Raw genomic sequence first — 26,076 nt, 5'->3', positions numbered from 1 at the left:
TCCGAGGCCAAGTCGCCGGTGGGCACGGACTACGCGTTCGTCATCGAGGGCGAGGCGTACCCGGACCCCCGGTCGCTGTGGCAGCCGAACGGCGTGCACGAGGCCTCGCGCGTCTACGCGCACGACTTCGAGTGGACCGACGCGGCGTGGACGGGCAGGGCGTTGCCGGGCGGGGTGATCTACGAGCTCCACATCGGCACGTTCACGCCCGAGGGCACGTTCGGCGCGGCCATCGGCAAGCTCGACCACCTGGTCGAGCTCGGCGTCACGTTCGTCGAGGTCATGCCGGTCAACAGCTTCGACGGTGTGGAGGGCTGGGGCTACGACGGCGTCCTGTGGGGTGCCGTGCACGAGCCCTACGGCGGGCCGGACGGGTTCAAGCGGTTCGTCGACGCCTGCCACGCCCGGGGCCTCGCCGTGCTGCTCGACGTCGTCTACAACCACCTCGGGCCGTCCGGCGCGTACCTCGACAAGTTCGGGCCGTACTTCGCCGGCCGCAACGACTGGGGTCCCGGCCTCAACCTCGACGGGCCGGGTTCCGACGAGGTGCGCCGGTACGTGATCGACAACGCAGTGCAGTGGCTGCGCGACTTCCACGTCGACGGCCTGCGCCTGGACGCCGTGCACGCCCTGGCGGACTCACGCGCGGTGCACGTCCTCGAGGAGATGGCCGTCGCGGTGGACGCGCTGTCCGCGTCGGTGGGCCGGCCGCTCACCCTGATCGCGGAGTCCGACCTCAACGACGCGAAGCTCGTGACCGCCCGGGAAGGCGGTGGGTACGGACTGCACGCGCAGTGGTCGGACGACCTGCACCACTGCCTGCACGTGGCGCTGACGGGCGAGACCTTCGGCTACTACGAGGACTTCGCCGCGCCGGGAGCGTTGAAGTCCACGCTGGAGGAGGTGTTCTTCCACGCCGGCACCTGGTCGTCGTTCCGGGGAAGGCGCCACGGCAAACCCGTCGACACCGCACTGATCCCCGGTCACCGGTTCCTCGCGTACACGCAGAACCACGACCAGATCGGCAACCGCGCCGCGGGCGACCGCCTGACGGCGACCGTACCGACGTCGAAGTTGTTGTGCGCGGCGGCGATCGTGCTGTGTTCGCCCTACACGCCCATGATCTTCATGGGGGAGGAGTGGGCGGCGTCCACGCCCTGGCAGTTCTTCGCGTCCTTCCCGGACGAGGGTCTCGCGGAGGCGGTCAGGACGGGCCGCCGGCGTGAGTTCTCGCGGCACGGGTGGGGGGAGTCGGACGTCCCGGACCCGATGTCGCCGCAGACGGTCGAGAACTCGCGGCTGCGCTGGGACGAGCTGCGTGAAAGTGGTCACGCGGAGGTGTTCGAGACCTACCGCGCGCTGATCGCGTTGCGCCGCTCCCGCCCGGAGCTGGCCGATCCGCGGTTGGACAGGTTCGTGGTCGAGCAGGACGGGGAGTGCCTGGTGCTGCACCGCGGCACTACCCGCGTGGTGGTCAACCTCGGCACGACCCCCGTCTCGCTGCCTCAGGGAGACGTGCTGCTGACCTCCTCGGCGAACCCCTCGTCGCTGTCACCGGAGTCGTTCGCGGTGGTCGCGTCGACGTGATCCCACAGCATCTGGTCGGCCACCTTGACGGTCCGGCCGAGCTGCGCGTGCACGAACGCCGCCACCAACCGGTCGGCGGCGACGTGCAGCTTGATGTTGTGGTGCTGGGAGATGTGCACCAGCAGCTGGAACGCCTGCTGGGGTGTGCAGGGCTTGCGTGCGGCGATCAGGCCAGTGGCCTGCCCGATGACTGTCCGGGACACCAGAGCTTTGCGCAGCCCGGCCACCTCGGCCTCGAGGGCGGTGATTCTCGCGGACGACACCGCCTTCTCCTTTCGCGTCGTCATGTCACAGCGGCATGCCGGTGTGACGACGACTGCTCTGGAGCGCAGTGCGAAGGGCGGGCGCACCCAGGGCAAGCCGTCACATCGGCTTGCGGCTGGGTTCTCAACCGCGAGTGATCACCTTATCAACTGTTTCAGACCGTGCTCGCCGGGTAACCGATCGATGTAGCTGACCGCCAACGAAGGAGCCTGATCCATGGGTGCCGACGAGAAGTTCAGCAACAAGGCCGAGGAGCTCAAGGGCCGCGCCAAGGAGGCAGTCGGCGACGCCACGGGCAACGAGCAGTGGCAGGCCGAGGGCCGCGCCGAGCGCGCCAAGGGCTCTCTCAAGCAGGCGGGCGAGAAGGTCAAGGATGCCTTCAAGTCCGGTAAGTAGGACCAAGAACGCCGGCGCCGCCCAGTTCGTCCCCGAGGGGAAGGACTGGGCGGCGCTGCGTGCTGCCTCGACCGGGTGCCGGGGGTGCGAGCTCTACCAGGACGCCACGCAGACCGTGTTCGGCGAGGGACCGGTGCCGGCGCGGCTGATGCTCGTGGGGGAGTGCCCCGGTGATCGGGAGGACACCGAGGGCCACGTGTTCGTCGGGCCCGCCGGGCGGTTGCTCGACAAGGCCCTCGCGGACGCGGGGATCGAGCGCGACAAGACCTACCTCACCAACGCGGTCAAGCACTTCCGCTTCACCGCGCGGGGCAAGCGCCGGATCCACGAGACACCTCGGCGGGGCGAGGTCGTGGCGTGCTTCCCGTGGCTGCGCGAGGAAATCAGGGTCGTGCGGCCGAAGCTGATCATCGCTCTGGGGGCGGTGGCGGCGAAGGCCCTGCTGGGACCGTCGTTCAAGCTCACCGAGCACCGCGGTGAGGTGCAGGAGCACGACGGCCTGCGCGTCGGGGTGACGGTGCACCCGTCCTCGGTGGTGCGAGCGGAGAACTTCACCGAGGCCTACGAGAAGTTCGTGGCCGATCTGGTGGTGCTGAAGGAGTCCTGAAACGGGACAACCCCCGGACGACTCCTGCGCGAGCAGGCCGAGCGGGACCAGCGCTCGAAGTCCGGGGGCCGGGTGACTGCCTTGGTTTACGACTAGGCGACACCAAAGGCGGTCCTAGCGGACAGCCACCTCACGAGTCCTGTAGCTATACAACTTCGGACCACCTCCTCTCTTGTGTACTTCGAACCTATGTCGCGATCGGCGGGCTTCGCAACGGACTTTTCTCACGTCACCCACCGCGCCCGGTTCGCGTAGAATCCGCAGGCATGGTGCGCATCCCACTGACGTCGCTGGAACGGGAGCGCGGCAGGCGGCTCGGTCAGTTGCTGAGGGACGCCCGCGGCGAGGAGAGCATGGTCGAGATCGCGGCGCGCGCCGGGTTGTCCGCGGAGACCGTGCGCAAGATCGAGACGGGCCGCGCGCCCACCCCGTCGTTCTTCACCATCGCCGCCCTCGCGGGTGCGCTGGGCATCTCGCTCGACACGATCAACGAGCTGCTGGCACCGCAGAGCCGGTCGGCCTAGGCGCGGACGAGGCGTTCAAGAGCCCGAATCCGGCCGCGACGGTGCTACAGCGGTTCCCACTGTCGTGTGGATTCGCCGGCGGAACCGGACCGCCTACTACCCCGCGCTCGCCCGAACAAACTTTTGACTTCTTTTCCACCCCGTGTTCCCGTGAAGTCCGAAATAGGCTCTTCGCGGAACGGGTGGAATGATGAAACTCATTTCAGCGGTGGTCGCCGCATTCCTGGCGTTCGCACTCGTCGGCGTGCCCACGGCGGCCTCGGTGCAGGTGGAGCAGGTCACCAGGGCCGAACTCCTGTCGCGTGCCGCGACCTGGCTGACCGCGAACAACGGCGACCGTGTGCCGTACAGCATGGAGAAGTACTGGACTGACGGTTATCGGCAGGACTGCTCGGGTTTCGTCTCGATGGCCGCGGAACTGGGCAATGAAGACCCCCGCGGCGGACCGAACACCGAACTCCTCGCCACCGGCAGGTTCACGACGCCGGTCGCGGTCGCCGACATGCTGCCCGGTGACCTGTTCGTCGACCCCGTGGACGAGCCCGGCGAGGACTTCCGGCACGTCGTGATCTTCGAGCGGTGGACCAAGCCCGACAGGTCGGAGTACCTGGCCTTCGAGCAGCGCGGTGGTGTCGGCACCGACCACCGCCCGCTCACCTACGGCCTGGAGCCGAACAGCAAGTACCGGCCGGTGCGGCTGAAGAACGTCGTGGGCTGACCCCGCCCACCGACCCCCTGGGAGCTGAAGTGCGCTCGCTGCTCACCACTCTCGCGCTCGTCGGAGCGTTCCTGGCCGCCCCCGCCGCGCCCGCCTCCGCCGCCGACCCCGCGCTGGCGCCGACGCCGCCGATGGGGTTCAACAACTGGAACTCCACGGGCTGCGACATCAACGAGCAGATGATCCGCGACATCGCGGACATCTTCGTCGCCAAGAAGCTCAAGGACGTCGGCTACCGGTACGTCAACGTCGACGACTGCTGGGCCGACGCCACGCGCGACCCCGCCACCGGCCGCCTGCGCCACCACCCCGTGCGGTTCCCCAGCGGCATGAAGGCGCTCGCCGACCACGTCCACGCGCGGGGCCTCAAGTTCGGCATCTACTCCAGCGCCGGCACGCTGACGTGCACGGGAACGATGCCGGGGTCGCTGGACCACGAGGAGGTCGACGCGCAGACGTTCGCCGACTGGGGCGTCGACTACCTCAAGTACGACAACTGCCACCACACCGGCCGTCCCGCTCTGGAGCGGTACACGAGGATGCGCGACGCCCTGAAGAAGACCGGCCGCCCGATCGTCCACTCGATCTGCGAGTGGGGCCAGAACAAGCCGTGGGAGTGGGGCAAGGGCGTCGGGCACCTGTGGCGGACCACCGGCGACATCGTCGACACCTGGGCGAGGACCGTCGAGATCGTCAAGGAGAACGCGCCGTTGCACGCCCACGCCGGGCCGGGGCATTGGAACGACCCCGACATGCTGGAGGTCGGCAACGGCGGGCAGACCAAGACCGAGTACCGGAGCCAGTTCGCGCTCTGGGCGGTCATGGCGGCGCCGCTGCTGATCGGCGCCGACCTGCGCAAGATCTCGCAGGAGCACCTCGACGTCCTGCTGAACAAGGAGATCATCGACGTCAACCAGGACCGCCTGGGCGTCCAGGCCACCGCGGTGCGGCAGCAGAACGGGCACTGGGTCTTCGTCAAGGCGCTGTCCGGCGGGGACAGGGCGGTGGCGCTGTTCAACGAGTCCGAGGCGACCGCCACGATCTCCACGACGGCACAGGAGGCGGGGTTGCCACCGAGTGCGGGCTACACCGTGCGGGACCTGTGGGAGGGGAAGGACGCGCAGTCGAGCGGCGCGATCTCGGCCGCCGTGCCGCCGCACGGCACCGCGATCTTCCGCGTGAAGGCGGCCTAGGCCCTATGTCCGGGCTCGGCGGCGCACCGCCGACCTGGCGACCGCGACCGCCGCGATGACGGCGACGAGCGCTCCCGTCGACAGGATCTGGCCGCGTGCCCGGTCGTCGCTCAGCATCAGCACCACCACCGCGACGATCCCGGCCAGCGCCAGCCAGGACAGGTACGGGTAGCCCCACATCGGCACCGCCGGCTCGGCGATCGTGCGGCGCATCCGGATCTGCGACACGGCGACGAAGCCCCAGACGACCAGCAGTGCCGAACCGACGGCGTTGAGCAGGAGCAGGAAGACCGTGTCCGGCCACAGGTAGTTCAGCAGCACGGAGAAGAAGCCGAACGCCGTCGACGCCAGCACGGCCTTGCGCGGGACGCTGTTCTCCTTGCCCAGCAGTGCTTTCGGCGCTTCGCCGCGTTCGGCCAGCGAGCTGAGCATGCGCGCGGCGCCGTACAGGGTGGCGTTGATCGCGCTGAGCAGCGCCACGAAGATGACGGCGTTCATGATCTGCCCGGCCGCCGGGATGCCGAGCTTGCCGAGCACCGCCACGTACGGGCTGGCGCCGACCTCGGAGTCGTTCCACGGCAACAGTGTGACGACGACGGCCATCGAGCCCAGGTAGAAGACGAGCAGCCGCGTCATCGAGGTGCGGACGGCCTTCTTGACGGCGTGCCGCGGGTCTTCGGCGTCGGCCGCGGCGATCGTGACGACCTCCAGGCCGCCGAACGCGAACACGACCGCCATGAAACCGGCGACGACGCCCGCCCAGCCGTGCGGCAGGAAGTCGGCGAGGTTGCCGGCGCCGGGGGAGTCGACGCCGGGGACGAGTCCCGCGATGGCCGCGACGCCGAGGACGAGGAAGACGACGATCGCGGCGACCTTGAGGCCCGCGAACCAGAACTCGAACTCGCCGAAGTTGCGGACGTTGCCCAGGTTCACGGCCGTGAGCACCGTCATGAAGAGCAGCACCCACACCCACTGCGGCACCGCGGGGACCCAGCCCGCCGCGATCCCGGCGGCTCCGGTCGCCTCGACGGCGAGCACGACGCCGACCGTCGCCCAGTAGGTCCAGCCGACCGTGAAGCCCGCCCACGGGCCGATCGCCTTTTCCGCGTGCACCGAGAACGCGCCGCCGCTCGGGTGTTCCGCGGCCATTTCCGCGAGCATGCGCATCACGAGCAGCGCGAGAACTCCCGCCAGTCCGAACGACAGGAGCACCGCCGGTCCGGCGAGCGCGATGCCGGCGCCCGTCCCGACGAACAGGCCCGCCCCGATCACCCCTCCCAGCGCGATCATGGTGACGTGCCGTTCCCGCAGGTGAGTCACTCTCTCCAGCCCCGTTCGAGTGTGCCGATGGCGGGCCGATAGTGAGTTCATGGCGGCGGGGAGTCAAATCGTGTGACCGGAGTTACACCGCACTGAGCGAAGTGAGGGTGAGATCGATGAGCTCGCCTGAGGGAGTCCTGCCGTCCGGAGTTCTGCCGCAGCTCGACACGTTCGCCGCCGCCGTCGAGCGCTGTTCGAGCTGGGACTGGCTCGTCCTGCGTTCGGAGAACCGGTTGCTGCTGACGACCGACCATTCCGTGTCCGCCGTGGAGATGGCGGCCGGGATCGGCGAGGAGGTGCGGCACTACCTGTCCGTGCGGATGCTCGGCGGCCCTGTGGTGGCGCTGCCCGGCGCCTCGGGGCGGTGGCTCGTCCTCACCGAGTCGGCGGACGAGGCCTCCCAGGTCAACCTGATCCGGCTGCGGGCCCGCGGTGCCCTGACCCACCGGCTGGGAACCCTGGTGCCGCTGCCGCCGTCCCGCATCGACGGGGGCGGGGTGCGCTGGCTCGGGGACGTGCCGTCCGGGAAACCGTTCCTGCCGCCGTTCTCGGCGGTCGTGGCGGCGGTGCGCGCGGTGACGGAGACCGCCGGGTCACGATGATGGCCAACGCTGTCGTGATAGGCGCTTGATTGACCGTTGAATCGTCCTCGATTCTGGGACGATTACATTCGGAATCGATCTCGTGACTAGTTCAGCACTCGAACAGTGCAGGGCTGACACGGTCAGGACACATCTCCGTCACTGCGTCCGCGTAGCGTCGACTACCCCGGTGGCGGTGCGAATTCACTCCACAGGACGCGTCCGACGCTCTACGGTTTGTGAGGTCGGACACCAACGGAAGGAGCGCATGATGGACGGGTACGACATTCTCGCGGACGAGGACGGCCACGTCCGCGGGTACGACTAGAAGCCACTCGCCGGCCGCGCGAGGGGAGTCACCCGAAGAGATTTCCTCGCGGCCTGGGTGTGCCCGTTGTTTCTCGCGACGAGGAATGCGTTGCCGGGAGGCGTTCCAGGATCCCGTGCCCAGGATCCCCTGCCCCGGCTCCTGTGTCCCGGTTCCCGTGCCCGGCGTCAGATCGGTGCCGCGGTGCTCGCGCGGACCACGAGGTTCGTCGGAAGATCCCGGCGTTCCACGGGGCCGCCGTCGAGCAGGGCGGCGAGGAGGTCCACCGCCACCTCGCCCGCGTCCTCGGTCGGCATGTGGACGGTTGTCAGCGCCGGTGAGCACATCGCCGCGTAGAGGATGTCGTCGAAGCCGGGCACGCTGATCTGCTCCGGCACCTGGACGCCGCGCGCCGCCAGGAAGCTCAGCACACCCAGCGCCATGAGGTCGTTGTACGCGATAAACGCCGTCGCGCCGGTCTCGAGAGCCCGCCCGGCCGCCTCGTGGCCACCACCGAAGTTCGGGTCGAAGCAGCCGAGGACCTCGGCACGACCGGCCAGGCCCTGCAGCCTGCGGTCGTTCGACCACGCCGCCGCCGGGCCGCCGAGGTAGGCGAAGTGCCTGTGGCCCAACGACTCCAGATGTGCCACGACCTGGTCCGTGCCGGAGGCGCTGTCCATCAGCACCGACGAGACGCCGGGCACGACCCGGTTGATGAGCACCAGCGGCGTCAGGGCCGTGAGCTCGACGATCATCTCCTCGCAGAGCAGCGACGCGCACAGCACCACGCCGTCGACCTGCGCCGCCATCGTCCGCACGAGCTCGGCCTCGGTCGCGGGGTCCTCCCTGCTGTCGCAGAAGAACACCGAGGCGCCCGCCTCGCCCGCCCGCGTCTGCACCCCTCGCAGCACGGAGGGGAAGAACGGGTTGGTGAGGTCGGGCACCACGATGCCGAGGTTGCCGGTGCGGCCGGTGATGAGGCTGCGCGCCGCCCGGTTCGGCCGGTAGCCGAGCCCGGCGGCGACGTCCAGCACCCGTTGCCGGGTGGCGTCCTTGACCAGGCCCGGCGCGCTCAGCGCGCGCGAGACCGTCGAGACGGAGACCTGAGCCTGGCGAGCGACATCCCTGATCGTGACGGCCACCCGCAGATCATGGCAGCCTAGGTCGGGAAGACCCGGGTCCTCGGGTCACAGTTCCAGGCCGGTCAGCACCAGGACGCGGGGTTCGGTGAGGTCCTCCATCGCCGCGCGCAGGCCCTCGCGGCCGATGCCGGACTCCTTCACCCCGCCGTAGGGCATCTGGTCCGCGCGGTAGCTCGGCACGTCGCCGACGACCACGCCACCGACCTGGAGTCGTTGCGCGGCGCGGAAAGCCAGCCGCACGTCCGTGGTGAACACGCCCGCCTGCAGGCCGTACCGCGAGGCGTTGACGCGGTCGAACGCCTCCTCGACGGTGTCCACCCTGGTCAGCGTCACCACCGGCCCGAACACCTCCTCGGCGTTGACCTTCGAGTCCTCGGGCACGTCGGTCAGCACGGTCGGCGCGTAGGTGCGGCCGTCCCGGGTGCCGCCGGTCAGGACGGTCGCGCCGGCCTCGGAGACCCAGGTCTCGACGCGGTCGGCGGCGGCGTCGTTGATCAGCGGGCCGACGTCGCCCGCCACGTCCAGCTTGCCCACGTGCCGCACCACTGCCTCCGAAATCGCGTCGTACACGTCGGTGTGCACGTAGACGCGCTGCACCGAGATGCACGACTGACCGGCCTGGTACATCGCGAAGGTGGCGATGCGTTGCGCCGCGAACTCGACGTCCTGCCAGTCCGGGGCGACGATCGCGGCCGCGTTGCCCCCGAGCTCCAGCGTCACGTGCTTGCGCGGCACGCGGTCCTTGATGCCCCAGCCGACCGGGCCGGAACCGGTGAACGAGACCACCGGCAGGCGCGGGTCCTCGACCAGCGCGGCGGTGTCCTCGTTGGACAGGTGCAGGATCGAGAAGGCACCTCGCGGCAGGTCGGTCTCGGCCAGCAGGTCGCCGAGCAGGAACGCCACCTTCGGCGTGGCGGGCGCGGGCTTCAGCACGATCGGCGCGCCGGCGGCCAGTGCGGGGGCGACCTTGTGCGCCACCAGGTTCAGCGGGAAGTTGAACGGCGCGATGCCCAGCACCGGCCCGCGCGGTACGCGGCGGACCAGCGCGAGGCGGCCCTCGGCGGCCGGATCGGTGTCGAGGCGTTGCAGCTCGCCGGAGAACCGGCGGGCCTCCTCGGCGGCCCAGCGGAACGTGGAGATCGCGCGGGTCACCTCGACGCGCGCCCACTTCATCGGCTTGCCGGAGTCGTCGTTGATGGCCCGGGCGAACTCCTCGGCGCGCTCGGCCAGGCGCCGGGAGACGTGGTCCAGTGCGGACGCGCGGCGGTGCGCGGGCAGTGCGGCCAGCTCGGGAGCGACGGCCGCCGCCGCGGCGACGGCGTCCTCGACGTCCGCGGGGGTGTGGAAAGCGATCATGCGAGCAGGGCTCCTTCGAGAACGTCGAGTCCTTCGGCGAGCAGGTCGTCCGGGATGACCAGCGGGGGCAGCAAGCGGATCACGTTGCCGTAGGTGCCGCACGTCAGCACGACGACACCCCGTTCATGGCACGCCTTGGCGACGCGAGCGGCGACGTCGGGCGTGCGTTCGGTGAACTCGACCGCGATCATCGCGCCACGGCCGCGGACCTCCGCGATCGCGTCCGTCTTCGCGGCGACGACCCTGAGCCGGCCGAGCACGGTCTCCTCGATGCGGCGCGCGGCGGCGTTGAGGTCGCGCTCGCGCATCGTGCGGATCGCGCCGAGTGCCGCCGCGCACGCGACCGGGTTGCCGCCGTAGGTGCCGCCGAGGCCGCCGACGTGCACGGCGTCCATGACCTCGGCGCGACCCGTGACGGCGGCGAGCGGCAGGCCGCCCGCGATGCCCTTGGCGGTGGTGACGAGGTCCGGCACCACGCCCTCGTGGTCGAGCGCGAACCACGAGCCGGTGCGGCAGAAGCCGGTCTGGATCTCGTCGGCGACGAACAGGACGCCGTGCTCACGGCACCATTGCGCGAGGGCCGGCAGGAAACCCGGCGCCGGCTCGACGAACCCGCCCTCGCCCTGGATCGGCTCGATCACGACGGCGGCGGTGTCGTCCGCGCCGACCTGCTTCTCGATCGCGGAGATCGCCCGCCGGGCGGCCTCGGCGCCGGTCAGGCCGTCGTGCAGCGGGTAGGAGGCCGGCACCCGGTACACCTCGGGCGCGAACGGCCCGAACCGGTGCTTGTACGGCATGTTCTTGGCGGTCAACGCCATTGTGAGGTTCGTGCGGCCGTGGTAGCCGTGGTCGAACACGACGACGGCCTGCCTGCCGGTGACGTGCCGGGCGATCTTGACCGCGTTCTCCACCGCCTCGGCGCCGGAGTTGAACAGCACCGACCGCTTCTCGTGCTCGCCCGGCGTGAGCTCGTTGAGCGCCTCGCACACCTCGAGGTAGCTCTCGTACGGCGTGACCATGAAGCAGGTGTGGCTGAACCTGTCGATCTGCGCGTGCACCGCCTCGGCGACGGCGGGCGCCGGGTTGCCGGCGTTCGTGACGGCGATGCCGGAGCCGAGGTCGATGAGCTGGTTGCCGTCGACGTCGACCAGCAGGCCGTCGTCGGCGGAGTCGACGTAGACGGGCAGGGTCGAACCCACCCCGGCGGCGACGGCATCCCTGCGCCGTGCCTGGAGCTCCAGCGACTTCGGGCCGGGGATCGCGGTGCGCAATCGGGTCATGTGCCCAGCATGGTCCCGACCGGCCGGGCGCGCAGTGCCTGAAATGGCCATCGGCCTACCTGAGGTTGTACAAACTGGCACATGCCCATCACGCTGCGGGACCTGGCGCGGACGCTGGCGCTGCCGGTGCTGGCCGGGGACGTGTCGAAGCCGGTCGGGTGGGTGCACGGCACCGAGCTCGCCGACCCCACGCCGTTCCTGGAGGGCGGTGAGCTGCTGCTGACGACGGGACTCTCCACCGTCGGCGACGACTACGTGCGGCGGCTCGTCGGCGCCGGGGTGGTGGGACTGGGCTTCGGCACCGGGCTCGGGCACGACTCGGTGCCCCCCGCGCTGGTCGCCGCCGCCGGACAGGCCGGGCTCGGGCTGGTAGAGGTGCCGCGCGAGGTGCCGTTCATCGCGATCAGCAAGGCGGTGTCGAAGGCGCTCGCCGCGGACGAGTACGCCGCGCTGACGAGGACGAGCGAGGCCCAGCGGGCGCTCACCCGTGCCGCGGTGAGGACGGGCGTGGCCGGGGTCGTGCGCCGGCTCGGCCAGTGGGTCGACGGCTGGGTCGTCCTGCTCGACGCGGCGGGACTGCCCGTGCACGAGCACAACTCGCGCCAGGTCCCCGACCTGTCGGCCGGACTCGCCCGGCTCCGGACGGCGGGTGGCCTCGCCAGCGCCGCGTTCGAGACGGGTGGCCGGCACGTGTTCCTGCAAGCGCTGGGGAGCAGGGCGAGGGGCGTGCTCGCGGTCGGCACGCGGGACCCGCTCGACGCCGCCGACCTGAGCGTCGTCAACACCGCCGCCTCGCTGCTGACCCTGGCCCTCGCCCGCAACGACGCCGTCGACGCCGCGCACCGGGAGCTGAGGTCGAACCAGTTCCTGTTGCTGCTCAACGGGATCCCCGTCGACGGACTGCCCGAGCGCTTCCGGGTGTTCCTCGCGGAAGAACCACCCGACAGCGGCTTCTGGGCCGAGCACGACGGCCGGGTCGTCGTCCTGGCACAGGACTTCGACGGCGTCGCGTCGTCCGAAGTGGACGTCCGGAGCGTCGCCCGCGGCTACCGGGAGGCCCGGCAGGCGCGGAAGGCGGGGGTGCGGACGTTCGAGGACCTCGCCGGTCGCCTCCCGGTGCCGGAGGGGTTCGCGCAGGCGCTGCTGCGGCCGCTCGACGCCCAGACCCGCGAGACGGTGCGGATCTGGCTGGCGCACCACGGTTCCTGGGACCCCGCGGCGGCGGAGCTGGAGATCCACCGCCACACGCTGCGCAACCGGATCCGCCGGGCCGAGCAGGCCCTCGGGCGCTCGCTCGGCTCACCGGGTGTGCGCGCGGAGCTGTGGCTAGCCCTGCACCGCGAAGGTCAGTGAGGCGGTGTAGCCGGACGTGACGCCACCCGACATCGTCGCCATCTGGTGGTCGGTGCCGTCACGGAACACCGTGTCCTGCCGCAACGAAGTCCGCGCCATGTTCCGCACGCTCTGCGTGTACCCGGTCGTGCCGTAGACCTCCTTGCACGTGGTCTCGGGCAACGCGAGCTGCGACGTCGTGATCTTGTCGCCGGCCCGGGTCGCCTCGGCGAGGCTCGGGTAGACCTCGAAGTGGACGTGCGGCCAGCGCCCGGAGTACGCGCCCGGGAAGACGCTGACGAAGCGGAGCTTCCCGGACGCGTCGGCCTCCTGGACCCCGCGCAGGAAGTTCTCGTCCCGCACGCGGTCCGAGTACATCGAGTAGTCGCCGTTGATGTCGCAGTGCCACAGGTAGACGGCGGCGCCCTGGAACGGCTCGCCGCCGGGCCTCTGCACGGTCAGGTCGACGGTGAGCCGCACGCCCTCGGCCGTGCGGGTCGAGGAGCCGAAGCTCGACCTGATGTCCGAGCGCACGATGCCGCTCTGCGTCAGGGCGTTCGGGCCGTTGGACCCGTCACCGGGGAACGGCCCGGCGGTCTCCTCGGGAACGGTCTCCAGAGGTGTGCCCGCCGCGGACGACGTGGTGCCTGCCGAGAAGGTCGTGGCGGGGGAGTTCGCGGCGGGGGAGTTCGCGGTGGTCGGCGGGGCGCAGGCCACGAGCGTGAGGCCTGCGCCGCCGAGCAGCGACAACGCCCGCCGGCGCCCGAGCAGCGTGGCGAGGTCGTACTGGAGACCGCGGTCGTGGATGTCCGTCATGCGGACCAGGGTCCGGCCGGTTCCTGTGAGGCGCCTGTGGAGGAGCTGTCTTCTGCCTGGCGGCATGGCAAGCGCTCCCGCGCTGTGGTCCACGACCGCGTTCCGCGCGATTCGGGGACATTTCTCACAGCGGCCCGCCGACTATCACCAAGTATTCACCCGGTCGTCGGCGCGGTCGCCCGACTTGGCGCGGCGGTATTCGCGCTCCACGACCGCGGCCCGGTCGACTTCGGCGTGCGGCACGTGCAGTGCCGCGCTGATCCAGGCACGCCAGTAGGGGCCGGGAATGCGTTTTCCGCGTTCCCACCTCGACACTTCTTCACGGGTGACGCTGTCGTTCTGTGAGATCTCGCACAACAGGTCGGCGAGTTCGCGCTGCGTAAGCCCCTGTTCGCGCCTTGCCTGGGGAATCAAGGCGGTGATCGGTGGCGTGTCCTGGTGCTCGCGGGCTCGCTGGACTGCCTTGAGCACGGTTCTGCTCCGTTTCGCTGAGATGACGGGGTGTGGCTTCCACCCTGCACCAAACTCGCGGGCTCCGGTCCGTGCATTGCGGTGATACCGGCGGTCGTTGAAAGTTCAGATAACTATGGAAACACTTGATCGGATGTTCGGAGGAAAAACAACTGGGCCAATGGGGCGCTGGTGCTCGCTTTTCGGCAGTCTCGCTACTGTGATCATCCCGGGCTCGTTGCCGCAGCAATGCCCGGAGCAGAAGGTGAGGAAAATGTTTTCGACGGTCGAAGTCGTGCAGGTGTTCCTCGCGCGGCTCGCGGCGCAGGACGCATCCGGCATCGCGCGGTTGTGCGCCCCCTCGGTCGAGTGGGAGTCCCCGGAACCGGCGGGGACGCGGTGGACGGCGGGCACCCGCACCCGCCGGGAGGTCGAGGCCTGGTTCCTGACCCTGTTCTCCACGTACTCCCTGGACCAGCTGTCGGCGCGCCAGGTGGTGGTGGACGGGGGAGACGCGGCGGTGATCGGCTCCGCGCGCTGGCGGCTGCGCTCCACCGGCGACCCGGTGGAGACGCGCTTCACCTCGGTGCTCTCGGTGCACCTCGGCGAGATCGAGCAGTACTGGCACCTGCCGGACACCCTGGCCGTGGCCGTGTCGACCGGTGTGGCGCGGGTGGGGTGATGAGCGCGAAACGGGAAAGGGCCACGCACACGCGGGCGCGGCTGCTGCAGGCCGCGGCGGAGGTGTTCGACCGCGAGGGCTTCGCCGGTTCCAGCCTCACCGCTGTGTGCGCACGGGCCGACGTGTCGAAAGGCGCGCTGTACTGCCACTTCCGCTCGAAGGAGGCACTCGGCGTCGCGATCATCGAGGAGCAGTCCCTGCTCTGGCACCGGTTGCGCGACGAGGTGCTCGAGGTCGAGGCGTCGCCGGTGCAGGCGTTGATCACCATGTCGTTCGAGTTCGTCCGCCGGCTGGAGACCGACCTCACCGTGCGGGTGAGCGCGAAGCTGTTGCGGGAGGCGGTGTTCTTCGACGTCGTGGCGGCCGCGCAGGTGATCGGCTGGGTCACCGTGGTGCGGGACCTGCTCACGCTCGCCCGGGACCGCGGCGAGCTCCGGCCGGAGGTGAACCTGCGGCACGCCGCCGAGCAGGTCGTGGCGGAGCTGCTCGGGCTGCAGTTCGTGGCGCAGGCGCTGAGCGGCGGCACCGACCTGCGCGTGCGGCTCGGCCGGGTGTGGCGGGCCACGTCCGGCTGCCTCGTGACCGAGGCCGTCCGGGAGAAGCTGAGCTTCGAGTGACCGGTGTCTCGACGCGGTCGGGCTCCGGGGCGGAACCGGGCCGGCTTCCGCGAGGCCACCGCGAGCGGCGTCGAAGCCGGTCTGGCCGTGGTGATCTTCGGGCGGGGCCGGGTAGCCGGAGGTCCGCGCGACGGGTTAGGTTGCAGCGCGACGAGCGGAGGCCCATGAGCGCAGCCTGGGACGGCGACCTGACCGGCGCGGTGATCGACGACCGGTTCGTGGTCGGCACACTCCTCGGATCCGGTGGGATGGCCGAGGTCTACCGCGCGTACGACAGATCGACGACGTCCTCGGTGGCCATCAAGGTCTTCACCGGTCCCGGCCTGCCCGACGACGAGCTGCGCCTGCAGCGCGAGGCCTCGATGCTGGCCTCGCTCGACTGCCCCGGCATCATCCCGGTGTACGCGTCCGGCAGCGTGTCGCGCCGCCCGTACTTCGTGATGCGCGAGATCACCGGCGGCACCCTGCGCCAGCGCATGCGCGAACCGCTGCCGCCCCGGTTCGTGGCGCGGATCGGCGGTCAGATCGCGTCGGTGCTCGACCACGTGCACGGCCTGGGCGTCGTGCACCGCGACATCAAGCCGTCCAACATCCTGATCGACGACGAGGAGAAGCAGGCCTACCTCGCGGACTTCGGCCTCGCGCTGGTGGCCGAGGTGACGCGGGTGACGACGTCCGGCATCCTCGTCGGCACCGCCGGCTACCTGTCGCCGGAGCAGGTGCGCGGCGGCGACGTGGGTCCGCCCGCGGACGTCTACTCGCTCGGCCTGGTGCTGCTGGAGTGCCTGACCGGGCGGACCGAGTACCCCGGCGGCGACGCCGAGGCGGCACTGGCCCGGCTGGCCCGCGCGCCGCGGATCCCCGTCGACCTGCCGCTGGCCTGGGTGTCGCTGCTGTCCGCGATGACGGACTCCGACCCGGAGCGCCGCCCGACGGCCGCCCAGTGCGAGCGGTCGCTGAGCGCCGCGCACGAGGCGAGCCGCGGACTGCCCGCATTGCTGCCGGACGCGGAGGTCGCACCCGACCCGGAGGTGCCGAAGCCGCGCAGGGGCAAGCGCCTCGCGATCACCGCGGCGGCCGCGGTCGCGGTGACGGCGGTGGCCGTGGCGGTCGCGAACCTCGGTGGCGGCGGCTCGGAGGCCCCGGCGGCCGACCGTCCGGTCGCGCCGGACACCCAGACCCGCGTGGTGACGGTGACGCCGTCGACGGTGACCGTCGTGCACTCGTCGGACGGGTCCTCCCCAGACGGGTCCTCCACCGACGGGTCCTCCACCGACGGGTCTTCCACCGCGCCCGGCGCGCCGCAACCAGGAGCCGAGCTGACGACGACGGCGGTGGCACCGCCCAGCGCGGCCCCTCCGGAGGGCACCGCCGCCGAGCCGCCGCAGAACACGGCGGCCAGGACCAGCAGGGAGAAGGAGAAGGGCACGGGCAAGCCGTCGGAGCTGCCGCGCCCGTCGACCGGCCCCCGCACCTGACGACGGCTCGTCTCCGGACGGCTCAGGCGTTCGGGTCCTCGACGGCGGCGAAGGGCAGGTCGGACAGCTCCGCCCGCAGCGTGTCCAGGTCGGCGTACACCGCGGAAGCGCCGCGGTCGACCAGTTCTTTCTCGCCGAACCCGCCGGTCAGCAGCCCGATGGACGGCAGCCCCACCCGTGCGGCGGCCTCGCAGTCCCACACCGAGTCGCCGACGACGACGGCGCGCTCGCCCTCCACCTCGCGCAGCGCCACCTGGATCAGGTCGGGCGCCGGCTTGCTGTCCTCGACGTCGTCGGACGTGGTCCAGGCGACGTCGCCGGGGTCGATCAGCTTCAGGTAGTGCTCGACGTGCTTGCGCTTGCCCGAGCTGGCGAGCACGACGGAGAGGCCCAGGTCGGCCGCCGCGCGGACCAGGCGGTGGGCACCCTCGACCGGCTGGATCTCGTCGATCATCTCGTCGAAGTGCCGTTCCCACGCCTCGCGCAGGGTGTCGCCGTGGTCGCGTTCGACGTTGTCGCCCGCCACAGCCGCCACCAGCTTGTCGCCGCCCATGCCGATCGCGCGGTGCACCCGCCACGCGGGCACGGTGATGTCGACGCCGCGGAACGCCCGCAGCCACGCCACCGTGTGGTGGTAGTTGGTGTCGACCAGCGTGCCGTCCACGTCGAGGACCAGGGTGTTGCTCATGGGCCAGGTGTGCCCGGGGACCTACCTGGGCAAACCCACCAGCGCGCGGGCCTGGTGCAACGACGCCAGCTCCCGGCGCAGCACACCGTCGAGCCACTGCGCGTCCGACATCCACGACTGGTTGGTGTTCAGGCAGACGTGCACGGACGACCGGTAGACCGACAGCGCGACGCCCACCGCGTGACCGGGCGCGACGGGCGCCACCGGGTACATCTCGCACAGGTCCGCGCCGTCCAGGGCGAGCGGGACGGACGGCAGCGGCACCGACGTGACCAGCGTGTCGAACAGCAGGGGAGCGCAGCGGCCCATCACCGGCGCGGCCAGGCGGTGCACCAGGGCCGGCATCCTGTCGGCGAGCAGCGGCAGCGCGCCCGCACCCCGGTCGGACCCGGCGGCCTTGGCCGATTCCATCTGCGCGCGGATGTCGCGCAGCCGTTGCACCGGGTCGGCGGTGCCGACGGGCAGGGACACGAGGAAGCCGGAGATCTGGTTGCCCGACGCGCCGTCACCGGAACGTGAGCGCTGGTTGACCGGGATCAGCGCCCGCACGACCGAGTCCGGTCCGGCGCTGTCGTGCGCGGAAAGCCAGTGGCGCAACGCACCCGTGACGAGAGCGAGCAGCACGTCGTTCACCGTGCCGCCGTGCGCGCGCCGGATCCGGTGCACGTCCGAAAGGTCCAAACGCGACATCACCACGCGGCGTGGACGGGTGGACGCGGTGAGCACCGGCGAGTTCAGCGTCGGCGGGCGGGTGTTCATCAGCACCGAGGACGCTATGTCGAGCGTGTCCCTGATGCCGCGCAGCGACGGCAGCGAGGGGATGATCGACTTCGCGGCAGCCTCCGGAGCGTCCGGAATGGACAACCGGGAGGCGTCGAAGAGCCGCAGCCCCAGGCCAACGGCCTTCATGCCGTCGCACAGCGAGTGGTGCAGCTTCGCGACGACGGCGAACCGGCCCGCCGCCAGTCCGGTGATGACGTGCAGCTCCCACGGCGGGCGCGCGAGGTCGAGCGGCTGCGCCATGAGGTGGGAGACCAAGGTGGCGAACCGTTCCCTGCCACGCACGTGGTGCGTGAAGACGTGGTCCTCGGGCGCGAAACCGGGGTCCTCCACCCAGCGCGCGCCGCCCAGCAACGAGGTGCGGGCGCGTTGGCGCAGGCGGGGGACCTCCTGCGCGCGTTCGCACAGCACGGCGGCGATGCGGGCCGGGTGCACCGGAGTGGACGGTGCGAAGGTCGCGACCGCACCGAGGTGCAACGGGTTGGCGTCACCCTCCATGGCGAGGAAGGCGATGTCGAGGGGGGAGAGGTGGTCTGCCATAGGTGTGCAAGGAAAACAGGTCCGCGTGACACGCGCATTGCGATGAGATGGCGGTGACTCCCTACCGGCCCAAGTACACCCGAACGGTGGTGCCGCTGTGACTCGTGTGGGTGCGAACCAGGTCACACAACAGGTTGACCATCACGATCCCGAAACCGGCCAAGCCGGTGAACGAGGGTGGGAAGCCCGTTCCGGAGTCGCTCACTTCGCAGACGACGGTGCCGTCCTCGCGCCACATCCGCAACATCCCGCGGCCCGACGCGTGCAGGACGCTGTTCGTCGCCAGCTCGTTCACGGCGAGCACCAGGTCCTCGACCTCCTCGCGGCGCAGGGTGTGCGCGAACGCGGCGACGAGCTTGCGTACGTGGGCCAGCGTGCCAACGGTGAAGGGGTGCTCCTCGGCGCCCAGCGGTGGCGGGGGCAGCGGCACGTTGTAGATGTCGGCGAGACCGGCCGGGTCGGTGTACCACTCGCTCGCGACGCGCCGTTCACCGTCGATCACCACCGGATGCGTGCGCTTCGCGTCGTCCAGCACGTGGCCGGGCAACGCCCCCGCGTCGTACGGGCACAGGATGACGCCCCGCCTGCCCTCGAACACCGCGTTGATCAACGCCTCGTGCTGCACGCACGCCGGGTACTCGAGTTCGGTGCGGCCGGGCCAGATCGGCTCGCCGACCATCCGGAAGCGCCGTCGCGTGCTCGCGCTGAACGCCATGAGCACACCGGGGATGATCCGGCCGGGGTTGCGCCCGGCCTCGGTCATGTCGATGAAGTGGACCAGGTCCGCCGCGCCACCCAGCCGTTCGCGCAGGGGAGCGATGCTGACCTCCGGCACCGCCACGAGAACGGCCTCGCCGGCCTCGACGCCGTCCGCCACGAATCCGGCCGTACCGGTGAGGAAGCCGTCCTCGTCCCGGTAGAACAGGGCTTCGTGCGCGAACGGGGCAACGGGGTTCATCGGCTTCCCGGCGGGCTCGGCGGCTGCGTCAGCCCTCCATTCTGCTACCCGTAACAGTGTTTCGGCGGGGTCGGCCGTGGTTGTCGGCGGGGTGTCCAGGTGTCACGCGGTGCCGTGGCGGGTATCTCACGCTGCCGGACGAGCCCGTCGGAGTGCCGTCCGGGGAGAGCTCGTCGTGCGGACGGGGAAAAGCCCAGGCAGACTGCCCTGGAGTCGGGGCCTTGCGAGGAGGTGACGCCGTGATCGCGCACCACACGCTGACCGGGCCGGAGGACGCGCCGGTGCTGGTGCTCGGCAACGCGCTCGGCACGACGACCGAACTGTGGAACGACTTCTCGCTGCCGTTCCGCCTGCTGCGGTTCGACCACCGCGGCCACGGCGGCAGCGCGCCCGTGCCCGGTCCGTGCGAGATCGAGGACCTGGCCCGCGACGTCGTGGAACTGTTGGACCACCTGGGAATGCGCCAGGTCTACTACTGCGGTGTGTCCCTCGGGGGAATGGTCGGCATGTGGCTTGCCGCGCACACCGACCGCATCTCCCGGCTCGCGCTGGTGTCCACGACCCCGTGGCTGCCGGACAAGAAACGGCTCGACGACCGGATCGCACTGCTGCGCTCGCGGGGGATGGAGCCCGCCGCGGACGCGATCGTCGAGCGGTGGTTCACGCCGGGGTGCGCGCCGGACGTCGTCGCCCGCTTCCGCGCCGGCCTGCTGGAGGTCGACCTGCCGTCGTACCTCGCGTGCGCCGAGGCCGTGCGGCGCATGGACCTGCGGCCGGACCTGTCGAAGATCGACGTGCCGACGGTGGTGATCGCGGCGGCGCAGGACCACGCGACACCGACGGAGCTCGTCCGGCACACCGCGGAGGAGCTGCCCGACTCGGAGCTCTACGTGGTCGGCGACGCGGCGCACCTGGCGGTCGTCGAGGCACCGCGGACGATCTCGGTGATCCTCGACGACCACTTCGGCAACGACCGGGCTTGGTGCCGCAGCACGAGCCGAGCTCTCCCGAACCGGCGCTAGACCTTCTCGAGCGGCCGGTGCGGTCGCGCCGGGAGCTCGACCCGGATCTCGTCACCCGGCCGCACGACGCCGCCGGTGAGCACGACCGACATGATCCCGGCGCGGCGCACCAGCTCGCCGTCCGGGCCCTTGAACACGACCTCCTTGAGCAGGCCGGAGGAGAACCGGTCGATCTGCACGCACGGGTTGCGCAGGCCGGTCACCTCCACCACGGCCTCGGGACCCAGGTGCAGGCGGGTTCCGGTGGGCAGGCCCAGCAGGTCGACGCCGCGCGTGGTGATGTTCTCGCCGATCTGGCCCGGCTCGACGGCGAAGCCCTTGCCGCGCAGCTCGTCGAAGAGTTCCTCGTGCATCAGGTGCACCTGGCGCAGGTTCGGCTGGGTCGGGTCCTGGGCCACCCTCGACCGGTGCTTGACCGTGACGCCCTGGTGGACGTCGCCCTCGACACCGAGACCGGCGAGCAACGTGATGCTCTCGCGCACGGGCTTGGTGAACGTGTACTCCTCGCTGCGGCTGACCGCCGTCACAACCCCCATGCCCACGATTGTGCACGACCGGCCGAGACGCGGAACGTGCTCCGTTCGGCCCAGTGGGCAGTGGGACGAGAGCCGGTCGGGACATCCCGGTACAAGGCGTCCGACGGTGTTCTACCTGCGGTGACGAGGCGGGTTGTGGAAACGCTCTCACGAACATCCGGAAAGAGTCTTGACTGAGGTTCACATCAGGCTGTTGACTCCGTCACACCTCGTCGGAACCGGTTACGGAACCGGTTCCAGGAGGCGGCGGAAGGAAGTTCGGCATGCGTGTCACGATCGCAGAGGTCGCCCAACGCGCCCAGGTGTCCAAAGCGACCGTGTCACGTGTGCTGAACGGCAAACCGGACGTGGACGCCTCGACCGCGCAGCGCGTGCGCAAGGTCATCGACGAGATCGGGTACGTGCCCAGCGCCCGCGCCGTCGGCCTGGCGAGGGGACGCACCCGGACCGTCGCGATGCTCGCGCCGTCGCTCACCTGGCCGTGGATGGGCGAGGTGCTGCAGGGCATCGTCGACACGCTGGAGGCCGACGGGTACGGCCTGCTGCTCTACACGCTGAACCGCGGCCCCGACTCGCTGAACCAGTTCGCGAACCACGTGTCCGCCAACGCCTTCGACGGCCTGCTGGTCGTCGAGCCCCCGGACGCCCTGCACTACATCTCCACGCTCTACCGCGCGGGCCTGCCGGTCGTCATGATCGACGACCGCGGCTCGCACCCGGAGTTCCCCTCGGTGACGACGACGAACCGGCAGGGAGGCGCGGACGTCGCACGGCACCTCGTCGCGGCGGGCCGCCGCAGGTTCGCCGTCGTCACCGGACCTCCGCACTTCGGGTGCACCCAGGCGCGGCTGGACGGGTTCCGGCTCGCTCTGGCGGAAGCGGGCCTGACGCTGCACCCGGACCTCGTGGTCGACGGCGACTTCACCACGGAAGGTGGTGAAGTCGCCGTGGACAAGCTCGTCGCGAGCGGGATCCCGTTCGACGCCGTGTTCGCGCAGAACGACCTCTCGGCGGTCGGGGTGCTGCGGGCCCTGCGGGAGTCCGGCCGGAGCGTCCCCGACGACGTGTCCGTGGTCGGCTTCGACGACGTCCCGGTCGCGGGACACACCGAACCCCGGCTGACGACGATCCGCCAGCCGCTGCAGGAGATGGGTGCCGCCGCCGCGCGGATGCTGCTCTCCACGCTCGAGGGGCAGCCCATGCCCGACCACCCGCTGGTGCTGCCGACCTCGTTGATCGTGCGCGAATCCGCGCCCTGACCCACCCGCTCCACCACAACTGAAGAACCCGCCGGGCCGGACCACGGCCCGGCTGGTTCGCCGTACGCATGAGAGAGCGCTCTCATGCTCCGTCGTATCGGGAGATTCCCCCATGCGCAGAACAATCATCGTCGCGTTGGCACTGGCGCTCGCGGCGACAGGTTGCTCCTCCGGCGGCGCCTCCAAGGCGTCCGGCGTGTTGACCGTGGGCATGCCCAACGGGCCCCTGACCGAGAACCACAACCCGTTCCTGCCCACGTCGGCGGCGGGGTCGCTCGGCTACCGGTACCAGATCTACGAGCCGCTGGCGTTCGTGAACAACACGCGCCCGGCCCAGGAGCCGGTGCCGTGGCTCGCGACCAAGTGGGACTGGTCGGACAACTACCGGAAGGTCACCTTCACGATCCGGGAGAACGTGAAGTGGTCCGACGGCAAGCCGCTCACGGCCGCCGACGTCGCCTTCTCGTACGAGATCCTCAAGAAGTGGCCGGCGCTCAACAACCGCGACTCGCTCAAGGTGGAGACCGCGACGGCGACGCCGGACGGCAAGGTCGAGGTCACGTTCCCCTCGCCGCAGTTCGTGAACCGCAACAAGGTCATCAGCGCGATGGTGGTCCCGCAGCACATCTGGAGCACGGTCGGGGACCCCACGACCTACACCAACCCGAACCCGGTCGGCACCGGCCCGTTCCAGCTCAAGTCCTTCACGTCGCAGACCGTCACGATCGCGCGGCGCGCCGAGTACTGGCAGGAGCTGCCCAAGGTCCCGGAGATCCAGTACACCTCGTACAACGACAACACGTCGCAGACCACCGCGCTGGCGTCGGGGGCGAGCCAGTGGTCGTACGTCTTCATCCCGGACTACCAGAAGCTGTACGTGGACAAGGACCCGGCGCACCACAAGCTCTGGTTCCCGGCCGGCCTCGGCATCCACGGCCTGTGGCTGAACACGACGATCGCGCCGTTCGACAACCCCGCGCTGCGTGCGGCGATGAGCGACGTGATCGACCGCGAGGCGATCTTCGTGCGCGGTGAGGCCCGCCTGTTCCCGAAGCTCGAGTCGAAGACCGGCCTGCCGCTGCCCGCCGGTGAGTCGTTCCTCGCGCCGGAGTACGGGGACGCGAAGTTCAAGATCGACGTCGACGGCGCCAAGCAGAAGCTGGCGGTGGCCGGGTTCAAGCTGGAGGGCGACGTGCTCAAGGCGCCCGACGGCAAGCCGGTCACGATCGAGCTCACCAACCCGTCCGGCTGGTCGGACTACCTGACGGTGCTCGACATCATCAAGAGCGACCTGAAGAAGATCGGCATCGAGGCGACCGTGCGCACGCAGACCGCGGACGCGTGGACCGCCGACTTCGCGAACGGCGCGTTCCAGGGCTCGCTGCGCTGGACCAACACCGGCGCGACGCCGTACGAGATGTACCAGAACATCATGGACGCGGCGGAGATCAAGCCGATCGGGCAGACCGCGGCGGTGAACTTCGGCCGCTACAACAACCCGGAGGCCACCGCGGCGCTGGCGGAGTACGCGAACGCCGCGGACGACGCCGCGCGGGCCAAGAGCCTCGCGGTGCTGCAGAAGATCATGGTCGAGCAGGTGCCGATGATCCCGACGTCCGCCGGCCCGATCGGCGCGGAGTACAGCACGAAGTACTGGGTTGGCTGGCCGAACGAGGAGGACCCGTACGGTCCGCCGCAGGCCACGCTGCCCAACGCCCTGCAGATCGTCATGAAGCTGAAGCCCGCGGGATCGTAGATGAACGAGGTCGCGCTGGAAGCGAAAGGTCTGGTCAAGACCTACAAGCGCGTGCGCGCGGTGCAGGACGTCTCCATCGTCCTGCGCCGCGGGCGCGTGACCGCCCTCGTCGGTGAATCGGGATCAGGCAAGTCAACGGTGGCGAAGCTGCTGGCGCGACTGGTCGAGCCCACCTCGGGTGAGATCCTGCTCGACGGCGAACGGGTGCGAAGGGTCCGGGAGTACCGGCGCAAGGTCCAGATGGTGTTCCAGGACCCGTTCGCGTCGCTCAACCCGGTCCACACGATCCGCTACCACCTGACCCGGCCGCTGAAGATCCACCAGCAGCCGGAGACGGTGGAGCAGCTCCTGGAGCGGGTGAACCTGCCCGCCGACTTCGCCTCGCGGTACCCGCACGAGCTCTCGGGCGGCCAGCGGCAGCGCGTCGCGATCGCCCGCGCGCTCGCCGCGCACCCCGAGGTGCTGCTCGCCGACGAGCCGGTGTCCATGCTGGACGTCTCCATCCGGCTCGGCGTGCTGAACCTGTTGCTGGACCTCAAGGAACGGCTCAAGCTCGCGGTCCTCTACATCACGCACGACATCGCGTCCGCGCGCTACTTCGCGGACGAGACGTTCGTGATGTACGGCGGGCAGATCGTCGAGGGCGGCGACAGCGAGACCGTGACGCAGAAGCCGGCCCACCCCTACACGCAGCTGCTGATCGAGTCCGCGCCCGACCCGGAGCGGTCGGTGGTCGCGCTGGACGCGCCACCGGAGGAGGTCACCCAGGTCTCGGCCGGCTGCCGGTTCGCGCCGCGCTGCCCGAAGGTGCAGTCGCGGTGCTGGACCGAGGCACCCCCGCGCACGGAGGTCGACCCCTCCGGGCACTGGGCGGCCTGCTGGCTGTACGTGGAGGCGGCGGCATGACGTTCCTGCTGCGCCGTGCGCTGTTCTACCTGGTGACGCTGTGGGCGGCCATCACGGTGAACTTCCTGCTGCCGCGCCTGCTGCCGGGCGACCCGGTGCAGGCGATGATCATCAAGCTCGGCGGCCGCCTGAACAGCGACGCGATGGCCTCGCTGTACGTGCTGTTCGGGCTCGACGAGCAGAAGTCGATCTGGGAGCAGTACCTCGACTACTGGGGCGCGCTGTTCCAGGGCGACCTCGGGCTGTCGTTCACGTTCTTCCCGACACCGGTCGCCGACGTGCTCTCGCAGTCGCTGCCGTGGACGCTCGGCCTGGTCGGCGTCACGACGGTCATCGCGTTCCTGCTGGGCACCCTGATGGGCGTCTACGCGGGGTGGAAGCGCGGGTCGTGGATGGACAACCTCATCCCGTTGACGACGTTCCTGTCGTCGATCCCGTACTTCTGGCTCGGGCTGATCGCGATCTCGCTGCTCTCGGTGACGTGGCCGCTGTTCCCGGCGTCCGGCGGCTACGCGGCCGGTCTCGTGCCGGAGTTCTCCGGGGAGTTCATCGGCAGCGTCCTGGAGCACGCGGTGCTGCCGGGCGTCACGATCGTCGTGAGCTCGGTGGCCGGCTGGATCCTCGGCATGCGCAACATGATGGTGACCGTGACGGCCGAGGACTACGTGCTCGTGGCGCGGGCCAAGGGGCTCACGCGGAAGCGGATCATGTTCGCCTACGCGGCTCGCAACGCCGTGCTGCCGTCGATCTCGGGTTTCGCGCTGTCGCTGGGTTTCATCGTCGGCGGCGCCCTGCTGGTCGAGATGGTGTTCTCCTACCCGGGCCTCGGGTACGTGCTGTTCCAGGGCATCGGAGCGAAGGACTACCCGTTGATGCAGGGCGTGTTCCTGGTGATCACACTGACCGTGCTGGTGGCGAACCTGCTCGCGGACATCGGCTACCTGCTGCTGGACCCGCGCACCCGGCGGGAGGGCTGAGACC

The 26,076-nt window shown here is 70.4% G+C and carries 27 protein-coding genes; 16 read left to right on the top strand and 11 right to left on the bottom strand.

What is annotated here, in order from left to right:
• Window positions 1–1,587, top strand: a 1,587-nt coding sequence (gene treZ, locus BLQ91_RS34450) for a malto-oligosyltrehalose trehalohydrolase (RefSeq protein ID WP_090103884.1), incomplete at its 5' end; no start/stop codon positions are given.
• Here the strand turns inward: treZ and BLQ91_RS34445 are convergent.
• Complete coding sequence (locus BLQ91_RS34445) at window positions 1,506–1,850, bottom strand: ANTAR domain-containing protein (protein ID WP_245734072.1); 345 nt, start codon at window positions 1,848–1,850, stop codon at window positions 1,506–1,508. The genes treZ and BLQ91_RS34445 overlap by 82 nt on opposite strands.
• Window positions 1,851–2,067: 217 nt before the next feature.
• Between BLQ91_RS34445 and BLQ91_RS34440 the strand changes: the two genes are divergently transcribed.
• From BLQ91_RS34440 to BLQ91_RS34420, 5 genes are all read left to right on the top strand, one after another.
• Window positions 2,068–2,247 carry a CsbD family protein gene (locus BLQ91_RS34440; RefSeq protein WP_090103840.1) on the top strand — a complete coding sequence of 60 codons (180 nt, stop codon included), beginning with the start codon at window positions 2,068–2,070 and terminating at the stop codon, window positions 2,245–2,247.
• Entirely contained in the window at window positions 2,225–2,854 is a 630-nt protein-coding gene (locus BLQ91_RS34435) for a UdgX family uracil-DNA binding protein (protein WP_090103838.1), read from the top strand. The genes BLQ91_RS34440 and BLQ91_RS34435 overlap by 23 nt, the downstream gene beginning before the upstream one ends.
• Window positions 2,855–3,120: 266 nt before the next feature.
• Entirely contained in the window at window positions 3,121–3,378 is a 258-nt protein-coding gene (locus BLQ91_RS34430; protein ID WP_090103836.1) for a helix-turn-helix domain-containing protein, read from the top strand.
• A 190-nt stretch (window positions 3,379–3,568) separates the two neighbouring features.
• A complete protein-coding gene (locus BLQ91_RS34425; RefSeq protein ID WP_143022959.1) occupies window positions 3,569–4,096 on the top strand; it encodes an NlpC/P60 family protein in 528 nt (175 codons plus the stop codon).
• 29 nt (window positions 4,097–4,125) lie between these two features.
• Window positions 4,126–5,289, top strand: coding sequence for a glycoside hydrolase family 27 protein (locus tag BLQ91_RS34420; protein ID WP_245734070.1), 1,164 nt, complete (start codon window positions 4,126–4,128; stop codon window positions 5,287–5,289).
• A 3-nt stretch (window positions 5,290–5,292) separates the two neighbouring features.
• On the opposite strand, the gene BLQ91_RS34415 is transcribed toward BLQ91_RS34420, so the two are convergent.
• Entirely contained in the window at window positions 5,293–6,609 is a 1,317-nt protein-coding gene (locus tag BLQ91_RS34415; RefSeq protein ID WP_245734068.1) for an amino acid permease, read from the bottom strand.
• Window positions 6,610–6,725: 116 nt separating this feature from the next.
• Here BLQ91_RS34415 and BLQ91_RS34410 point away from each other — a divergent pair, with 116 nt between their 5' ends.
• Entirely contained in the window at window positions 6,726–7,211 is a 486-nt protein-coding gene (locus tag BLQ91_RS34410) for a hypothetical protein (RefSeq protein WP_090103830.1), read from the top strand.
• Window positions 7,212–7,685: 474 nt separating this feature from the next.
• Here the strand turns inward: BLQ91_RS34410 and BLQ91_RS34405 are convergent, their stop codons facing one another.
• The 3 genes from BLQ91_RS34405 to gabT are packed head-to-tail and all read right to left on the bottom strand — an operon-like array spanning window position 7,686 to window position 11,326.
• The gene (locus BLQ91_RS34405) at window positions 7,686–8,639 is read right to left on the bottom strand and encodes a LacI family DNA-binding transcriptional regulator (RefSeq protein WP_090103828.1); all 954 of its coding nucleotides are present in this window, start codon (window positions 8,637–8,639) and stop codon (window positions 7,686–7,688) included.
• A gap of 45 nt (window positions 8,640–8,684) precedes the next feature.
• Window positions 8,685–10,097, bottom strand: a complete 1,413-nt coding sequence (locus BLQ91_RS34400; RefSeq protein ID WP_425412571.1) for an aldehyde dehydrogenase family protein — start codon at window positions 10,095–10,097, stop codon at window positions 8,685–8,687.
• Entirely contained in the window at window positions 9,992–11,326 is a 1,335-nt protein-coding gene (gabT, locus tag BLQ91_RS34395) for a 4-aminobutyrate--2-oxoglutarate transaminase (protein WP_425412570.1), read from the bottom strand. The genes BLQ91_RS34400 and gabT overlap by 106 nt, the downstream gene beginning before the upstream one ends.
• A 30-nt stretch (window positions 11,327–11,356) precedes the next feature.
• Here gabT and BLQ91_RS34390 point away from each other — a divergent pair, with 30 nt between their 5' ends.
• Entirely contained in the window at window positions 11,357–12,628 is a 1,272-nt protein-coding gene (locus tag BLQ91_RS34390; RefSeq protein ID WP_090103822.1) for a PucR family transcriptional regulator, read from the top strand.
• Here the strand turns inward: BLQ91_RS34390 and BLQ91_RS34385 are convergent.
• Together BLQ91_RS34385 and BLQ91_RS34380 are read right to left on the bottom strand one after the other, a co-directional pair.
• Window positions 12,602–13,423 (bottom strand): dioxygenase family protein, encoded by an 822-nt coding sequence (locus BLQ91_RS34385; RefSeq protein ID WP_090103820.1) that lies wholly within the window; start codon window positions 13,421–13,423, stop codon window positions 12,602–12,604. The two genes, BLQ91_RS34390 and BLQ91_RS34385, sit on opposite strands and share 27 nt — an antisense overlap.
• A gap of 144 nt (window positions 13,424–13,567) precedes the next feature.
• The gene (locus tag BLQ91_RS34380) at window positions 13,568–13,894 is read right to left on the bottom strand and encodes a helix-turn-helix transcriptional regulator (RefSeq protein WP_090103818.1); all 327 of its coding nucleotides are present in this window, start codon (window positions 13,892–13,894) and stop codon (window positions 13,568–13,570) included.
• 253 nt (window positions 13,895–14,147) lie between these two features.
• Here BLQ91_RS34380 and BLQ91_RS34375 point away from each other — a divergent pair, with 253 nt between their 5' ends.
• From BLQ91_RS34375 to BLQ91_RS34365, 3 genes are all read left to right on the top strand, one after another.
• Window positions 14,148–14,555, top strand: coding sequence for a nuclear transport factor 2 family protein (locus BLQ91_RS34375; protein WP_176960106.1), 408 nt, complete (start codon window positions 14,148–14,150; stop codon window positions 14,553–14,555).
• A complete protein-coding gene (locus BLQ91_RS34370) occupies window positions 14,555–15,172 on the top strand; it encodes a ScbR family autoregulator-binding transcription factor (RefSeq protein WP_090103814.1) in 618 nt (205 codons plus the stop codon). Before BLQ91_RS34375 ends, BLQ91_RS34370 begins: the two co-directional genes overlap by 1 nt.
• A 164-nt stretch (window positions 15,173–15,336) precedes the next feature.
• Window positions 15,337–16,650, top strand: coding sequence for a serine/threonine-protein kinase (locus BLQ91_RS34365; RefSeq protein WP_090103812.1), 1,314 nt, complete (start codon window positions 15,337–15,339; stop codon window positions 16,648–16,650).
• 22 nt (window positions 16,651–16,672) lie between these two features.
• Here BLQ91_RS34365 and BLQ91_RS34360 read toward each other — a convergent pair whose 3' ends face one another.
• The 3 genes from BLQ91_RS34360 to BLQ91_RS34350 form a co-directional block, all read right to left on the bottom strand.
• Complete coding sequence (locus BLQ91_RS34360) at window positions 16,673–17,338, bottom strand: HAD family hydrolase (protein WP_090103810.1); 666 nt, start codon at window positions 17,336–17,338, stop codon at window positions 16,673–16,675.
• Window positions 17,339–17,359: 21 nt separating this feature from the next.
• Window positions 17,360–18,658, bottom strand: a complete 1,299-nt coding sequence (locus BLQ91_RS34355; protein WP_090103808.1) for a wax ester/triacylglycerol synthase family O-acyltransferase — start codon at window positions 18,656–18,658, stop codon at window positions 17,360–17,362.
• Between the two features lie 61 nt (window positions 18,659–18,719).
• Window positions 18,720–19,616 carry an anti-sigma factor RsbA family regulatory protein gene (locus BLQ91_RS34350; RefSeq protein WP_090103806.1) on the bottom strand — a complete coding sequence of 299 codons (897 nt, stop codon included), beginning with the start codon at window positions 19,614–19,616 and terminating at the stop codon, window positions 18,720–18,722.
• 239 nt (window positions 19,617–19,855) lie between these two features.
• Between BLQ91_RS34350 and BLQ91_RS34345 the strand changes: the two genes are divergently transcribed.
• Window positions 19,856–20,638 carry an alpha/beta fold hydrolase gene (locus BLQ91_RS34345; protein WP_090103804.1) on the top strand — a complete coding sequence of 261 codons (783 nt, stop codon included), beginning with the start codon at window positions 19,856–19,858 and terminating at the stop codon, window positions 20,636–20,638.
• Here BLQ91_RS34345 and BLQ91_RS34340 read toward each other — a convergent pair.
• Window positions 20,635–21,174, bottom strand: a complete 540-nt coding sequence (locus BLQ91_RS34340; protein WP_090103802.1) for an MOSC domain-containing protein — start codon at window positions 21,172–21,174, stop codon at window positions 20,635–20,637. The two genes, BLQ91_RS34345 and BLQ91_RS34340, sit on opposite strands and share 4 nt — an antisense overlap.
• 263 nt (window positions 21,175–21,437) lie before the next feature.
• Between BLQ91_RS34340 and BLQ91_RS34335 the strand changes: the two genes are divergently transcribed.
• The 4 genes from BLQ91_RS34335 to BLQ91_RS34325 all read left to right on the top strand — a co-directional run bounded on the left by BLQ91_RS34335 (window position 21,438) and on the right by BLQ91_RS34325 (window position 26,072).
• Window positions 21,438–22,433 carry a LacI family DNA-binding transcriptional regulator gene (locus BLQ91_RS34335; RefSeq protein ID WP_090103800.1) on the top strand — a complete coding sequence of 332 codons (996 nt, stop codon included), beginning with the start codon at window positions 21,438–21,440 and terminating at the stop codon, window positions 22,431–22,433.
• Between the two features lie 112 nt (window positions 22,434–22,545).
• Window positions 22,546–24,189, top strand: coding sequence for an ABC transporter substrate-binding protein (locus tag BLQ91_RS41780; RefSeq protein ID WP_176960105.1), 1,644 nt, complete (start codon window positions 22,546–22,548; stop codon window positions 24,187–24,189).
• Window positions 24,190–25,095: an ABC transporter ATP-binding protein gene (locus tag BLQ91_RS43885; RefSeq protein WP_176960104.1), complete on the top strand. Its 906-nt coding sequence runs from the start codon at window positions 24,190–24,192 to the stop codon at window positions 25,093–25,095. It begins immediately after the preceding gene.
• Window positions 25,092–26,072 carry an ABC transporter permease gene (locus BLQ91_RS34325; RefSeq protein WP_090103798.1) on the top strand — a complete coding sequence of 327 codons (981 nt, stop codon included), beginning with the start codon at window positions 25,092–25,094 and terminating at the stop codon, window positions 26,070–26,072. The genes BLQ91_RS43885 and BLQ91_RS34325 overlap by 4 nt, the downstream gene beginning before the upstream one ends.
• Window positions 26,073–26,076 lie beyond the last annotated feature (4 nt).

Source organism: Lentzea jiangxiensis (assembly GCF_900104175.1).
Lineage (GTDB): Bacteria > Actinomycetota > Actinomycetes > Mycobacteriales > Pseudonocardiaceae > Lentzea > Lentzea jiangxiensis.
Note: the sequence above shows the minus strand (reverse complement) of the source record. Positions and strands in the feature narration are given on the sequence as shown.